The sequence below is a fragment of the Enterococcus sp. M190262 genome, from assembly GCF_005843965.1.
Classification (GTDB): domain Bacteria; phylum Bacillota; class Bacilli; order Lactobacillales; family Enterococcaceae; genus Enterococcus_D; species Enterococcus_D gallinarum.
This window is the reverse complement of record NZ_CP040461.1, coordinates 2,891,512-2,906,354: the sequence shown is the minus strand read 5'-3', so window position 1 is coordinate 2,906,354 and position 14,843 is coordinate 2,891,512. Positions and strand designations below refer to the sequence as shown.

Genomic DNA, 14,843 nt, shown 5'->3' with positions numbered 1-14,843 from the left:
GAGAATGAAACTTATTCGTCAAGCGGAAGTTTATGCACCAGAATATTTAGGAAAGAAAGATATTTTAGTGATCAATGACAAAATTGTTGCCATCGAAGATCAAATCAGTGGCGGCTTTGATCAACTAACTGTCGAAGAAATCGATGGTTCTTCATTGATTGCGACACCCGGATTCATCGATTGCCATTTCCATATCTTAGGTGGTGGCGGGGAAGGGGGCTACCAGAACCGAACGCCTGAAGTAACCCTTAGCCAGCTGACAACTGCTGGAGTCACAACGGTTGTCGGCTGTTTAGGAACCGATGGTGTTGGGCGTGATATGGTGGCATTGATCAGCAAAGCCAAAGGTTTAGAAGCGGAAGGAATCTCGACTTATGTCTATGACGGTTCGTATCGATTGCCTCTTGATCCAGTGACGGGTTCATTGATCAAGGACTTTTTGACGATCGACAAAGTGATTGGCATTGGTGAAATTGCGGTCTCAGATCACCGTTCTTCACAACCTAGTTTTGAAGAATTTACTCGTGCTGTAGCAGATGCTCGAGTAGGGGGCATGCTCTCAGGAAAAGCAGGGATCATCAATGTGCATTTAGGTGGTGGCAAGCGACAATACGAACTCTTGCTACAAACTGTGGAGGAGACTGAGATCCCTATTAGTCAATTTTTACCGACTCATGCAAATCGGACAAGTGAGTTGTTTGAAGCAAGTATTGCTTTTGCTAAAATGGGCGGTACCATCGATTTTACCGCAAGTGAAGATCCTGATTTTTGGGAAAGAGAAGATGATGAAGTTCGCTTTAGTAAAGGGCTAAAACGTTTGTTAGACGAAGGTATCGGGTTGGATCAATTCACCATGACATCGGATGGTCAAGGAAGCCTGCCTTACTTTGATGAAAACAATCAATTCATTGGGCTTGGGGTAGGCAGTTCCCGAGCTTTAATGGTAGGAATCAAAGAAGCTGTACAAGTAGAACAGATTCCTTTGGAGATTGCATTGCGTGCAATTACTTCTAATCCAGCAAAGATTTTGAAGTTGGCTCAAAAAGGCCGGATCGCTCCTGGAATGGACGCCGATCTTTGCCTGTTGAATCAAGATACGCTAGATGTTGAAACGGTGATCGCTAAAGGGAAAGTGATGGTCGATAAAAAAGACGTGAAAGTCTGGGGAACCTTTGAACAATTAGTATAAAACAACCGTAAAAAGGCTCACCTGCAAGTTGATCATTTTGCAGGTGAGCGATTTTTTGCGTTAGGGACGTTTAGAGTTGATCTAAAAAGGCCATATCTTCATCGGAAATGGTAAAATCAACTTTTGCATTATCCAAAATATATTCTTCGTGAACGGATTTTGGCAATGGTAAAATGTCCTTTTGCAATAGATAACGAATAGATAATTGAGGGATCGAGCGTTGATAGTTCTCGGCAATTTTCTTGATGTCGGCATTATCCAGCAAGCGACCAGTCGCGATTGGTGAATAACCTTCCACTAAAAGGTCGTTGTCTTTACAGAATTGCAGCAACTCTTCATTTGTTTTTCCAATATGATAAATGATTTGATTGACCATTGGTTTCACATCGCAATGGTCAAAAATATTTTGCAGGTCATCTTGGTCAAAATTGGAAACCCCAATCGATTTGATCAAACCACTTTGATACGCTTCTTCCAGTGCTTTCCAGACATCAATGTTTTCTTCGAAATATTTTTTTTGCTTCGGATTATCCCGCATGATTTTCCAAGGTCGTGGAGCATGGATCAAAACAAGATCGATATACTCAGTGTCAAGCTCTGCCATTGAGCGTTTGATGCTATCGACAGCTTCTTGAAAAGACTTCAGTTCAGCAGGAATTTTTGTCGTAACGAATATCTCTTCTCGAGGAACACCAGAATCTCGGAGGGCTTTGCCCACAGCCGCTTCGTTTTTATAGGCAGCAGCAGTATCCACATGACGATAGCCGTTTTCAAGAGCAAATTTTGTCGCATGATAGGCATCTTCCGGAGAGGACTGCCAAGTGCCCAATCCGATCTTAGGTATTTTGATTTGATTCTTCAGTGTGAATGTTTCATTCAGTAGACTCATAGTTTCCCAACTTTCTATTTTTTTAAAAGCGTTTTCCTATCTATTACTTTAACCCGAGTAGCCTATAAGAAGTCAAGAGAAATGATTCTATTTAAATAAAAAAACGATCACTCGAGAGACAAATTGACATTTTCACAAGATATTGATAAATTGAACCAAATAATCTTTTCAGAAAGTGGGACGATCATGAATTTTGTAAAAGATGACTTTGCCTATTATCGGCGATCTTTTGAACAAATGTATCGCAGTTATTTCCAACGAAGAATGATTGTTGTTGGAATCGCTCTTTTGATTATTTGTGCTTATCTAGCGCTGATCCAAGAGGGATTTCTACTAAACTTGTTTTTGATTGCTGTTTTGCTCGTGCTGTTTGCTTGGCTTTATCTACGTTGGCAAGAAGTCGATCAAATAATTGCTGAATTTGAACAAGAAAATAGCGAACCGATCATTTATCAAATCGTAGAATTTGAAGATTATTATGCTGCCAAAAATAAAAACGGGCAGCAAGTGCGAATCAAGAAAAACGGCAATCGGAATTTTCCGTCTGCTAATAAAACGTACACGTTGATGGCAGGATTCAAAAAAGCATTTTTTCCTAAACAACCTCTTTTTATCTTTTACTATGATATGTTGGAGACTACTTATGATGAAGCCTATCGCATTAAAAGAAATGGACAAACTACTTTTAGCAAATGGTCCCGTTACTTTAGTTTCCGCTCGTTTCGTGCCTCCATTGGAAATGGCTTCCGCTTTATTTTAGGTAACCTGTTTTTCTTGTTTTTGATCTATCGATTGATTCGTTATCTGATTTCGCTCTTGCGGATGTTTATTCAATGATAGGAAAACGTATAGCCTGAAGAGCTTTTTTTCTCACTATAGCATGCGAAGGTCAGACCTAGTTAAATAAGTCGTTGTTAGCAAAAAATTACTGTGAGCAGTAGTTAACCCAAAACATGAGTCTTTTAAGGAGTGGAGAAATCCACTCCTTTTTTTATGGAGGGCAGAAAAAGACGGTTAACAACCTTGTTTAGAGAGAGTTTATAAGTTGATCCATCAACTATCAGTTGAACAAAAGACACTTGAGAAATAGTTTTTGCGATATTCTTTAGGAGAAATGATCGCAAATTGCTTGAATACTTGGATAAAGTGGCTTTGATTCGAAAAATGAAGCAATGCAGCTATTTCTTTATAGCTATAATCAGTAAACACTAACAAATGCTTTGCTTCCGCTACTTTCTGCTGATTGATATAGGTGTGGATCGTTTGGCCTACATGTTTTTTGAATTCTGTGCTCAGATGGGTGGGGTGTTTTTCAGTAAATTCAGCCAAATTGTTTAATGTAATTTTATCGTAAATATGCGTATCAATGTAATTGATGAGACTTCTGATCAAAAAACTTTTCTGGGTAGGAAATGCATGAATCAACCTCATGAAATGATAAGTACTTTCCTGAATATGGGTCAAACATTCCTGAACGTCATAAATATTTTGTAGTTTTTGGAGTAGTGTATCGGATAACCCATAGGCTTGACTCACCGGAACGCCTTCATTGATACTGACCCGAGTTAGAATGGTAATCAATCCTGAATACTTGTATTTCAAACTTTCTAGCTTGTTGTTTGCTAGTTCGACGCTGTAGGTGCTGCTCATTTTATGGAATAGCCAAAGAATTTTTTCGGGTTGATTTCGGCGTACAGCCTCTACGTAACGTTTCTCAAATTCAAACGAGTCCAAATAAGGATCCTCTAACCGTCGTTGATAAAGATTTTCTTCTAATAGGGTGGACGTATTGGAATTTGCTTGTTTCTCTGAAACGCTCCAACGAAACTTGTTGGCATCAGGGATGGCTCCTTTTAGGATCGTGTAAAACAATTCAACGAAAGCGACAAAAGATTCTCGACTTTCTTTCGAGTAATGGACCCCAGCAATGTAATCATATCCTTGAAAAGGAAATGATCTTTTGTTAGTACCTAATATCCCGCAAGGTCCAATCAGCACATTGCCAATTGAAGAATCTGGTAGATCACAAGTAAAGCTGCTGAAAAAAAAGTCATCTCCTTCAAAAAACGTCACCACATCCAATTCAGTCGATTGGCTGGTAAGGAAAAAATGTTCCGCCACTTGTTTATCAGTTATGAAGGAATTACGAGGAATCACCACTTGCTGTTTTTCATCGAAGATAAATAAAGGAATCAAATATTTATCGTAGAGTTTTTTCACAATTGATTCTAGTGCTTCTCGATTCATCAAAAACCTCATTTCTGTTTTTTTAGTATGAATTCTCTTTTTTTAGTATACCTTATTTTAGAAGATTCCTATAATAGAATTACGACTAAAAACGCTTGCAACTACCTGAGAAGGATAGTCGATCAAAACGTGACTATCTGTCTGAGAAGAAAAAGGAGGACAATGATGAAACAACGACAGCATTCTCAAAAATTGATACTAGGAGGAGAAGTCCATAACTCCACTGCTTCATCTATCGCTTACATGGAGGAAAAAGTATGGGACAAGATTGACAAAGTTGCGATCAATACCCTTTTGATACCTATTTATTGGGAGCTGATCGAACCACAGCCTAATCAGTTTGATTTTTCATTAATTGATTCCCATTTGGAAAATGCCGCTGAGAAGAAAATCGATGTGATTTTTTTGTGGTTTGGCCTTTGGAAGAATGGCTTATCCACGTATGTTCCTGAATGGATCAAAACGGATCCCAAATATTTTCGCATAGAGGATAGCGCCGGAAACAAGATGAATAGTTATAGTCCGCTATGTCAAGATGTGATAGCACAGGCTCATTCAGCCTTTGCCGCCATCTGCGACTACTTGGGAAGCCATCCTTTGCGGGCCTTTATCAGAATGGTGCAGATTGAAAACGAGATTGGTAGTCTTGGCACTAGTCGTGATCATTCGTCAGCAGCAGAAAAAGTCTATCAGATGGCGTTGCCGCAAGAAATCAGAAACCTCTATCCCGGAGCTAAACAATGGTCAGAAGTACCCTTTGGGGATGAAGTGTTTATGGCATATCATTATGCCGCAGCAATCCAAGACTATGCAAAGATTGCAAGAAAACGTTTAGCGTTGCCGTTATTTACGAATGTATGGCTCAAAAAGCCAGACAGGCGGCCGGGAGAATATCCTAGTGGTGGCGCTGTATCCACCACTTGGCAAGTTTGGAAAGTTATTGCCTCTCAGTTGGATTTTATTGCCCCAGATATTTACGAAGAAGAAATCAAACCGATCATCGCGGAATACGGGAATGATCAGCCGTTGTTAATTCCGGAAACCCGAATTGACAAAAGATATATTTCGAATCTATTTTATGCTTTTGGTCAAGGAGCAATCGGCTATTCACCTTTTGGTATCGAAGATCTTCTAACGGATGATACTAGTCAGGATTACCGCTTTTTATCCCAGTTAGGATTAGCGAAAGACGCCTTTGATTCTTCCGATACACTGCCTCATTTAAACCAAGGGTATCGAATCATCGCCGCCCTTGAGCCACTGTTGCAAGATCAGGAAGCTCAAATCTTCTCATTTAAAAAAGAAGGGGCTCAGAACCAAATTGTGTATGAAAATGGACAGGATCGCTGGGCAGTCAAATTATTTTCTCGAGACAAAATGATCAATTCCGCAGGTCTGATCATTAAACACAAAGAATATTACTATCTCACCGGTGCTAATTTCGCATTGGATCTGCAAGCGCAGCAGGGTTCTAATCCTTTAGGTATCCTTTCTTTAGAAGAGGGGGTTCTACAAGATGGGCAATGGCGGACAAATCGTCGCCTGAATGGGGATGAAGCCTATTTCCCATTTATCGGTGAAGATTTTAAAATTTTGCGCATGCGATTGTATTCTTATTAACGGATAGCAGTGAGATCTGCTTCTAACTACTTTTAAAGCAGAGGCGTTTCGAGATAATCTTACTTATGATAGAATGGGGAGCGGATATACCTCGGATCAGGTTCATTTGCTGCGAGCCGTATTTGTGCAGTTGAACGTTGATTTGATCTCTGAAAGGAATAAGAATATGCAAACCATGAATAAGATTCCAATCAATACACTTCCCACCAGTACTTCTGCCTATATTCACATCCCATTCTGTGAACATATTTGCTATTACTGTGACTTTAATAAAGTTTTTTTAGAAGGGCAACCGGTAGATGAATACATCGACTGTTTGCTGAAAGAAATCGCTCTAACGGTGAGCAAACAACCAATCACTACTTGTGAGACGATTTATATTGGCGGCGGAACGCCGACTTCCCTTTCGGCTGCGCAGCTAGACCGTCTGATTACGGGCATACATGAATTACTGCCCACGCAAACGACCAAAGAATTTACGGTAGAGGCCAATCCTGGGGATTTAACAGAAGATAAATTGCTAGTTTTGAAAAATCTGGGCATTGATCGGTTGTCGATGGGGGTGCAGACTTTTGATAACCGCTTGTTAAAGAAAATCGGCCGCAAGCACACGGCAGAGGATGTCTATCAAACGATTCGGTTGTTAGATAAACATGATTTTCAAAATATTACGATCGATCTGATTTATGCTTTACCTGGACAAACGATGGAAAGTTTTCGAGATACTCTAACACGAGCGATTGATTTGGGTTTGCCTCACTATGCTATGTATTCACTGATTTTAGAGAACAAAACGATGTTCATGAATTGGGTTAGGCAAGGGAAAATGGAGTTGCCTTCTCAGGAATCTGAGACACAAATGTTTGAAGAAGCCATCACTGCAATGGCTAAAGCTGGCTTATCGCAATATGAGATCAGTAATTTTGCCCGGCCAGGATATGAGTCTAAGCACAATCTTGTTTATTGGAATAATGAACATTATTACGGATTTGGCGCAGGAGCGAGTGGTTATATCGGACAGACGAGATACAAAAACTTTGGACCGATCCAGCACTATCTGCGTCCATTGAGGGAAGATCAACTGCCGATCCATGAAACAGAATCGTTAACGACCAGCAATCAAATGGAAGAAGAAATGTTTCTTGGATTACGGAAGAAACAAGGTGTATCGAAAACAGCCTTTTCAAATAAATTTGCCTGTTCTTTTGATTCGATCTATGGCAATGTCGTTGAAGAACTTTCTAAAAATGGCTGGTTAGTCTCAGAAGGAGACCGCGTTTATTTAACAAAGGCTGGGATGTTTATCGGCAATGATGTATTTGAAAAATTTTTATTAAGTTAAGAATAACCAAGAAGATCGAGCTGTTTTCGATCTTCTTTTTTTGGAGCTAATTGACAATGAAGTGGATTAGCACTCTCTCTATAAGAGTGCTAAAAATCTGTGTCAAATTCTTGACATTCGTAGGAAATATGGTATATTAATAATCGTGTTAGCACTTAATGTGAAAGAGTGCTAACGGAGGAGTGGATAAGATGTTGACACAACGACAACAAACTATTTTACACCTCATCATCCAAAATTATACGGATACTGGTCAGCCTACGGGCTCCAAACGATTGATGGAGGATGGGGTTGAAGCAAGTTCGGCTACCATCCGCAATGAGATGAAGGCCTTAGAAGAAGCGGGTCTCTTATTGAAGACACATTCCTCTTCTGGACGTGTTCCTTCAATGGCCGGCTACCGCTATTACGTTGATCACTTATTAAGACCATCAAAAGTCAATCAAAATGAGATCAAAGCAATTCGCCATTCCTTGGGGAAAGAATTTCATGAAATTAATGAAATCATTCAGCAATCTGCTACGATCCTATCCAACCTTACGAGCTATACCGCATTATCGTTAGGACCGGATGTCAAAGAACGGAAATTAACTGGCTTTCGGATCGTACCTTTGAATGCCCGACAAATCATTGCTATCATTGTTACGGATAAAGGCAATGTTGAAAATCAAATTTTTTCATTACCTTCATCGATGGATAGCAGCGACTTAGAAAAGATGGTTCGGATTATCAATGAAAAATTAGTGGGTGAACCGCTCATGACGGTCTATCATCGATTGCGAACAGAGATTCCGATGATTTTGCACAAGTATTTTCAAACAACAGAAGGAATCATTGATTTATTCGATGATATGTTGAGTCATCTCTTTGAAGAGAAAATTTACGTCGGCGGACGGATGAATCTATTAGATTTTGAACCAAGTCAAGATGTTCGTCAGTTTAAGTCGATGTACTCTTTCATGAAAAATGCAGAAGAACTCACACAATTATTGGCACCGAGAGACTCCACGATTCAGATCCGCATTGGTCAGGAACTAGGGAATGAATTACTCCAAAATATGAGTTTGATTCAAGCAAGCTATGACATTGAAGGTCATGGCCAAGGGACGATTGCTTTATTAGGTCCTTCTAGTATGCCTTATTCGCGAATGTTTGGACTGATGGATGCCTTTCGTCGAGAATTAGCAATGACATTGGCTGATTACTATCGCACACTAGATGCAAACAGTGAATGATCAAATAAGTGAATTATAGAAGGGATGGTAGCAAGTGTCAGAAAAAGAAGAACAGGTAGAAAAAGATCTTGAGACAACTGAAGAGCCTCTGATAGAACCGTCAGAAGAAGAAATCGATGCAGCTGGTCTATCAGAAGCAGAAGTAGAAAAAAGCGAGATCGACAGTTTAAAAGAAAAAAACAATGAACTAGAAGACCAATTTCTGCGCGCACGGGCCGAAATCGCTAATATTACAGCAAGAAACCGTAATGAACGTGAATTGTTGCAAAAATACCGTTCGCAAGATTTGGGCAAAAAATTATTGCCAGCGATCGATAATTTGGAACGCGCTATGGCAGCAAATGTGGAAGAAGACCAAGCGGCTAACTTGAAAAAAGGCGTTGAAATGGTGTTGGAAAGTTTGCGTCAAGCGTTGAAAGAAGAAGGAATCGAAGAAATTCCTGCTGAAGGAGAAACTTTCGATCCCAATCTTCATCAAGCGGTACAGACCGTACCTGCGACAGAAGATGTGCCTGCGGATACGATCGTCACAGTATTGCAAAAGGGCTATAAGCTGCATGATCGTGTCTTGCGTGCAAGTATGGTTATCGTAGCACAATAAATAAAAAGAACGATGAATGAAAAGGAGCGTATTACTTATGAGTAAAATTATCGGTATTGACTTAGGTACAACTAATTCAGCTGTTGCTGTCCTAGAAGGCGGCGAAGCAAAAATCATCACCAATCCAGAAGGAAATCGTACAACACCATCTGTTGTTTCATTTAAAAACGGCGAGATCCAAGTAGGGGAAGTTGCTAAACGTCAAGCAGTTACGAACCCTAACACGATTTCATCAATCAAACGTCATATGGGTGAAGCTGGCTATAAAGTAGAAGTTGAAGGGAAATCATACACTCCTCAAGAAATCTCTGCAATGGTCCTACAATATATCAAAGGATTTGCTGAAGATTATCTAGGAGAAAAAGTAGACAAAGCAGTTATCACTGTTCCTGCTTACTTCAATGATGCACAACGTCAAGCAACAAAAGATGCTGGTAAAATTGCCGGATTAGAAGTAGAACGAATCGTCAACGAACCAACAGCAGCAGCTTTAGCTTATGGATTAGACAAAACAGACAAAGACGAAAAAATCTTAGTCTTCGACCTTGGTGGAGGTACATTTGACGTATCGATCCTTGAATTAGGGGATGGCGTATTCGATGTGTTGTCTACTGCTGGGGACAACAATCTAGGTGGAGATGACTTTGATAACAAGATCATCGATCACATGGTTGCAGAATTCAAAAAAGAAAATGGCATTGATTTAGGTAAAGACAAAATGGCATTGCAACGTCTGAAAGATGCTGCTGAAAAAGCGAAAAAAGACCTTTCAGGTGTGACAAGTACACAAATCAGCTTGCCATTTATTACAGCTGGCGATGCTGGTCCATTGCACTTAGAAATGACATTGACACGGGCAAAATTTGATGAATTAACCGCTGATTTAGTCGAACGGACAAAAGTTCCTGTACGTCAAGCGCTAAAAGATGCTGGTCTTTCACAATCTGAAATCGATGAAGTGATCTTAGTCGGTGGATCAACTCGGATTCCTGCAGTCGTCGAAGCAGTTCGCAAAGAAACCAATAAAGAACCAAACAAATCAGTGAACCCAGATGAAGTAGTAGCAATGGGTGCTGCGATTCAAGGTGGCGTGATCACTGGTGATGTGAAAGATGTCGTTTTACTTGATGTCACACCATTATCATTGGGTATCGAAACAATGGGCGGCGTCTTTACGAAGTTGATCGATCGCAATACGACGATCCCAACAAGCAAATCACAAGTCTTCTCAACAGCTGCAGACAATCAACCTGCTGTAGACATCCATGTCCTACAAGGCGAACGTCCAATGGCTGCTGACAACAAGACATTAGGAAGATTCCAATTAACGGAAATTCCACCAGCACCTCGAGGAATTCCACAAATCGAAGTAACATTTGATATTGATAAAAATGGTATCGTAAATGTATCTGCAAAAGATTTAGGAACTCAAAAAGAACAAAAAATCACGATCAAATCTTCTTCAGGTCTAACCGATGAAGAAATTGAACGGATGGTTAAAGATGCGGAAGCAAATGCGGAAGCAGATAAACAACGTAAAGAAGAAGTTGATTTGCGTAATGATGTCGACGCATTACTATTCACTGTTGACAAAACATTGAAAGAGCTTGAAGGCAAGGTAGATGCCGATGAAGTGAAGAAAGCGGAAGAAGCTCGTGATGAGTTGAAAGCTGCTGTCGATGCAAACAATATCGAAGAAATGAAAACAAAACGCGATGCATTGAATGAAATCGTACAAAACTTGACAGTGAAGTTGTATGAGCAAGCTGCACAACAACAAGCACAAGAAAATCCAGAAGCTGCACAAGGCGGCGCAGACGATGTGGTAGACGCCGATTTTGAAGAAGTAGACGGCGACGATAAATAATCGCTGTTTGTGAAAAAGCCAAAGTCACCACTTTGGCTTTTTCTTATGAATTTCTGAAACGTATTTTTCTGAAGCAAATTATATGCTAAAATACGAGGGACGCAAGAAAATAGTGGAGGGAAGCCAATGGCAGACAAAAGAGATTATTATGAGGTCTTAGGTCTACAAAAAGGGGCTTCGGATGACGAAATAAAAAAAGCATATCGGAAGCTTTCCAAAAAGTATCATCCAGACATCAATAAAGAACCTGATGCAGAAGCAAAATTCAAAGAAATTTCTGAAGCATATGAAATACTGAGCGATCCTCAAAAACGAGCTGCTTACGATCAATATGGTCACGCGGGAACTGATCCGAACTACGGTGGTGGTTATGGCGGCGGCTTTGGCGGCTTTAACGGCGGGGGATTCTCCGGTGGTGGCTTTGGTGGATTTGAAGACATCTTTGAATCATTCTTTGGCGGCGGTGGCAGAACGGCAAATCCAAATGCTCCGCGACAAGGAGCTGATTTGCAATATGCTGTCGATCTTTCTTTCGAAGAAGCGATTTTTGGTGTGGAAAAAAATATTCAGTATAACCGCGAAGAAACCTGTCATACTTGTGGCGGTAATGGCGCAAAACCAGGAACACAACCTGAGACCTGTCATAAATGTCATGGCTCAGGTACGATCAATGTGGAACGTCAAACACCTCTTGGTCGTGTCATGAGTCGTCAAACCTGTGATGTATGTCACGGTACAGGGAAAGAAATCAAAGAACCTTGTACGACTTGTCATGGCACTGGACACGAAAAGAAAAAACATAGCGTCAAAGTCAATGTACCTGCTGGCGTGGAAGATGGCCAACAAATGCGCCTATCCGGTCAAGGAGAAGCTGGCAGCAATGGCGGACCTTATGGAGACCTGTATGTCGTTTTCCGTGTTGAGGAAAGTGATATCTTCGATCGTGATGGATCCGAAATTTATTACGAATTACCATTGAACTTTGTTCAAGCAGCTTTAGGTGACGAAGTCAATGTTCCGACTGTTCACGGAAATGTCAAATTGAAGATTCCTGCTGGTACCCAGACGGGCACGAATTTCCGTCTAAGAGGCAAAGGTGCACCAAAATTACGTGGCAATGGCAATGGTGACCAACAAGTCAAAGTTAAGTTGATCACACCAAAGAATTTGAATGAAGAACAAAAAGAAGCGTTACGGGCTTATGCAAAAGCAAGCGGCCATGTAACCAATGAGCAACAACCCGAAGGATTTTTTGATAAAATGAAAGATGCCTTTGGTGGTAAGAAAAAATAATAAGCGGAGCCTGAAGAAAACCACTTTTTCAGGCTGCGCTTTTACTAGTTTTTGTGAAATTTTTAACAAAGTCGGGAATTGGTATAAAAAACTGAAAGTAGGAGAGTTCATGGAAAAAATATTTGTTAGTCCGCAACGCTACATTCAAGGAGAAAACGTATTAAAAAAAGGCTTGCACTATATTAGCTCATTAGGAGATAAATTATTACTAATAACCGATCCATTTGTTTGGAGGATTGCTGGCGAAGAACTGGCAAGTGATTTAGCCCATCTAGGAATCGAAGTAACCTTAGCAAATTTCAGCGGTGAATCCTCCAATGCAGAAATCAGACGTATTGCAAAAGAAGCAGAAAGAGCAGAAGTGGCAGCAGTTGTTGCTCTTGGTGGCGGAAAGGTGATCGATACCGGTAAAGCAGTGGCCCATCAATTGAAGCGAGCGGTTGCTGTCGTACCAACAGTTGCCTCAACAGATGCCCCTACCTCCTCCATCTCGGTTCTTTATTCGGAAGAAGGGAAGTTTGAACAATATGGTTATTATCCGAAGAATCCAGAACTGGTCTTGGTTGATACAACTCTGTTAGCCAAGGCACCTGCAAAATTATTAACTTTCGGCATCGCCGATGGATTGGCGACGTATGTTGAAGCCAGAGCAGTAGCTAAAAGCGGCGCTCAGAATCTCGTAGGAGGCCGGCCGACTTTAGCAGCTCTGGCAATTGCTGAGAAATGTGAAGCAGTGCTGTTTGCCGATGGGGTCGCTGCCTATAAAGCCAATCAGCAGCAACAGGTAACAACCGCTTTCGATCAAGTAGTGGAGGCGAATACACTTTTGAGCGGACTAGGATTTGAAAGTGGAGGACTAGCAGCAGCTCATGCGATCCATAATGGGTTGACAGCCGCTACTGGGAAGTTCCACCAACTTTCTCACGGAGAAAAAATTGCCTATACGACGTTGATGCAATTGCTGTTGGAACAAGATACAAACGAGTTGGAACGTTATATTGTTTTATATCAAGCTCTGGGGTTACCAACAACGTTAGCAGAAATGCAGATGGACTCACTTAGCGATCAGGAATTACTAGCAATCGGTATTCAAGCCACTATCCCTAATGAAACGATCCATCGAATGCCCTTTAAGATCACAGCAGAAGAGGTAGCAAATGCATTTCAGGCTGTCGATGCATATGTCACCAAAAATTTTTCACAAAGAAAAAAAGATTGACTTCTATTTTTTCCCATGCTATTTTGTTTACAAGCTTAAAAAGGAGGGGACGTAGACATGACAAACAACAACTTTGCATTGGTATGTTGTTGTTGTATGGTGCTAAAAAGCAGCATACTGATTTGTCATGCCTATTAATCGTTCCCTCATCTGGATAAATCACTCTAAGAGTCTCTTTCGTTGGGAAAGAGTCCTAGAGTCATTCTCTAAGAGGTACTGATTGAATAGTCAGTGCCTCTTTTTGTTTGCCTTGATTTACCTTGCAAAGATCTGTAAACAAAGACAGATCATGCCTTTTTAAGCAGGTGATCACCTAGGAATGACCAATTGTAAAACGCAGTGCCTCTGATTTGCTGCAGCACTTTAGCGGACTGACAACAAAAATTTCATTGAAAAGAAGGTTGCCCATGATCGTATCAGATATCAAAGAATTAATTGGTAAGACACCGATTTTTCAGTTTTTAGCCACTGACTACGGCGGAGAAAGCCAAAGCCGGATCTATGCGAAATTAGAATACTTAAACCCTGGAGGTAGTATCAAAGACCGATTAGGCAGTTATTTGATCTCAGAAGCAGTTGCTGCTGGAAGAATAACGAAAGACACAACCGTGATTGAACCCACCGCTGGCAATACTGGGATTGGCTTAGCTTTAGCCGGTTTGGCATATGGATTAGACATGCTTTTTGTGATTCCAGAGACATTCAGTCAAGAAAAGCAACAACTAATCAAAGCCTTAGGAGCACGAATCATTCACTCGCCTAGTCAAGAAGGCATGCAAGGGGCAATCAGGAAAGCCAAATTTCTTGCTGACCAATTGCCAAACTCTTTTTTGCCGCTACAGTTTGAAAATGAACAAAATCCGGCTGCCTATTATCGAACACTAGGTCCGGAAATCGTTCAAGAAATTCCTGAGAGAATTGACAGTTTTGTAGCAGGAGTGGGGAGTGGCGGGACTTTCGCCGGGACAGGCGCGTATTTAAAGTCGATAGATTCTACTATACGTTTGATTGCTGTGGAACCAGAGGGATCGATCTTGAATGGCGGGCCTGCTCATGAACATGCGATCGAGGGGATAGGCGTTGAAGAGAGGCCGATCTTTTTTAAGAGTCTTATGCCAGACAGCATTGAGACTATCAGTGATCCAGAGGGATTTTATTATACCCGGTTGCTGGCAGCCCATCATGGTCTATTGGTAGGCAGTTCCAGCGGTGCAGCATTTGCAGCCGCTATCCGAGAAAGCAAGCGACTGCCAAAGGGAAGCACGATCGTCACTATCTTTCCTGACAGTGGAGATCGCTACTTGTCAAAAAATATTTATGGTCAACTAGAGGAGGCATAAA

Annotated in this window: 12 protein-coding genes; 10 read left to right on the top strand and 2 right to left on the bottom strand. The window is 41.0% G+C overall.

Going from position 1 to position 14,843, the window contains the following annotated elements; all coding sequences use genetic code 11:
• Positions 1-4: 4 nt before the first annotated feature.
• The gene (gene iadA / locus FE005_RS13715) at positions 5-1,189 is read left to right on the top strand and encodes a beta-aspartyl-peptidase (protein ID WP_138372019.1); all 1,185 of its coding nucleotides are present in this window, start codon (positions 5-7) and stop codon (positions 1,187-1,189) included.
• Positions 1,190-1,259: 70 nt separating this feature from the next.
• Here the strand turns inward: iadA and FE005_RS13710 are convergent, their stop codons facing one another.
• Complete coding sequence (locus tag FE005_RS13710; RefSeq protein WP_138372018.1) at positions 1,260-2,078, bottom strand: aldo/keto reductase; 819 nt, start codon at positions 2,076-2,078, stop codon at positions 1,260-1,262.
• A 186-nt stretch (positions 2,079-2,264) separates the two neighbouring features.
• On the opposite strand from FE005_RS13710, the gene FE005_RS13705 reads away from it, so the two are divergent.
• Entirely contained in the window at positions 2,265-2,915 is a 651-nt protein-coding gene (locus tag FE005_RS13705; RefSeq protein WP_175413556.1) for a hypothetical protein, read from the top strand.
• A 216-nt stretch (positions 2,916-3,131) separates the two neighbouring features.
• On the opposite strand, the gene FE005_RS13700 is transcribed toward FE005_RS13705, so the two are convergent.
• Positions 3,132-4,325 carry an AraC family transcriptional regulator gene (locus FE005_RS13700; RefSeq protein WP_138372016.1) on the bottom strand — a complete coding sequence of 398 codons (1,194 nt, stop codon included), beginning with the start codon at positions 4,323-4,325 and terminating at the stop codon, positions 3,132-3,134.
• Between the two features lie 165 nt (positions 4,326-4,490).
• Between FE005_RS13700 and FE005_RS13695 the strand changes: the two genes are divergently transcribed.
• The 8 genes from FE005_RS13695 to FE005_RS13660 all read left to right on the top strand — a co-directional run bounded on the left by FE005_RS13695 (position 4,491) and on the right by FE005_RS13660 (position 14,842).
• Positions 4,491-5,945: a DUF5597 domain-containing protein gene (locus FE005_RS13695; protein WP_230320930.1), complete on the top strand. Its 1,455-nt coding sequence runs from the start codon at positions 4,491-4,493 to the stop codon at positions 5,943-5,945.
• A 166-nt stretch (positions 5,946-6,111) separates the two neighbouring features.
• Complete coding sequence (gene hemW, locus FE005_RS13690; RefSeq protein WP_175413555.1) at positions 6,112-7,287, top strand: radical SAM family heme chaperone HemW; 1,176 nt, start codon at positions 6,112-6,114, stop codon at positions 7,285-7,287.
• Positions 7,288-7,478: 191 nt separating this feature from the next.
• Positions 7,479-8,522, top strand: coding sequence for a heat-inducible transcriptional repressor HrcA (hrcA, locus tag FE005_RS13685; RefSeq protein ID WP_003126395.1), 1,044 nt, complete (start codon positions 7,479-7,481; stop codon positions 8,520-8,522).
• A 34-nt stretch (positions 8,523-8,556) separates the two neighbouring features.
• The gene (gene grpE, locus FE005_RS13680) at positions 8,557-9,123 is read left to right on the top strand and encodes a nucleotide exchange factor GrpE (protein WP_138372013.1); all 567 of its coding nucleotides are present in this window, start codon (positions 8,557-8,559) and stop codon (positions 9,121-9,123) included.
• Between the two features lie 37 nt (positions 9,124-9,160).
• Positions 9,161-10,990 carry a molecular chaperone DnaK gene (dnaK, locus tag FE005_RS13675; protein WP_003126397.1) on the top strand — a complete coding sequence of 610 codons (1,830 nt, stop codon included), beginning with the start codon at positions 9,161-9,163 and terminating at the stop codon, positions 10,988-10,990.
• Between the two features lie 126 nt (positions 10,991-11,116).
• Positions 11,117-12,283 (top strand): molecular chaperone DnaJ, encoded by a 1,167-nt coding sequence (gene dnaJ, locus FE005_RS13670; RefSeq protein ID WP_060813350.1) that lies wholly within the window; start codon positions 11,117-11,119, stop codon positions 12,281-12,283.
• Positions 12,284-12,392: 109 nt separating this feature from the next.
• Positions 12,393-13,502, top strand: a complete 1,110-nt coding sequence (locus FE005_RS13665) for a glycerol dehydrogenase (RefSeq protein WP_138372012.1) — start codon at positions 12,393-12,395, stop codon at positions 13,500-13,502.
• 407 nt (positions 13,503-13,909) lie between these two features.
• Complete coding sequence (locus tag FE005_RS13660) at positions 13,910-14,842, top strand: PLP-dependent cysteine synthase family protein (protein ID WP_138372011.1); 933 nt, start codon at positions 13,910-13,912, stop codon at positions 14,840-14,842.
• Position 14,843 lies beyond the last annotated feature (1 nt).

Bases quoted from the DNA above. Each gene is read 5' to 3' on its own strand.
- iadA (WP_138372019.1), top strand. From the start codon at position 5: ATGAAACTTATTCGTCAAGCGGAAGTTTATGCACCAGAATATTTAGGA.
- FE005_RS13710 (WP_138372018.1), bottom strand. From the start codon at position 2,078: ATGAGTCTACTGAATGAAACATTCACACTGAAGAATCAAATCAAAATA.
- FE005_RS13705 (WP_175413556.1), top strand. From the start codon at position 2,265: ATGAATTTTGTAAAAGATGACTTTGCCTATTATCGGCGATCTTTTGAA.
- FE005_RS13700 (WP_138372016.1), bottom strand. From the start codon at position 4,325: ATGAATCGAGAAGCACTAGAATCAATTGTGAAAAAACTCTACGATAAA.
- FE005_RS13695 (WP_230320930.1), top strand. From the start codon at position 4,491: ATGAAACAACGACAGCATTCTCAAAAATTGATACTAGGAGGAGAAGTC.
- hemW (WP_175413555.1), top strand. From the start codon at position 6,112: ATGCAAACCATGAATAAGATTCCAATCAATACACTTCCCACCAGTACT.
- hrcA (WP_003126395.1), top strand. From the start codon at position 7,479: ATGTTGACACAACGACAACAAACTATTTTACACCTCATCATCCAAAAT.
- dnaK (WP_003126397.1), top strand. From the start codon at position 9,161: ATGAGTAAAATTATCGGTATTGACTTAGGTACAACTAATTCAGCTGTT.
- dnaJ (WP_060813350.1), top strand. From the start codon at position 11,117: ATGGCAGACAAAAGAGATTATTATGAGGTCTTAGGTCTACAAAAAGGG.
- FE005_RS13665 (WP_138372012.1), top strand. From the start codon at position 12,393: ATGGAAAAAATATTTGTTAGTCCGCAACGCTACATTCAAGGAGAAAAC.
- FE005_RS13660 (WP_138372011.1), top strand. From the start codon at position 13,910: ATGATCGTATCAGATATCAAAGAATTAATTGGTAAGACACCGATTTTT.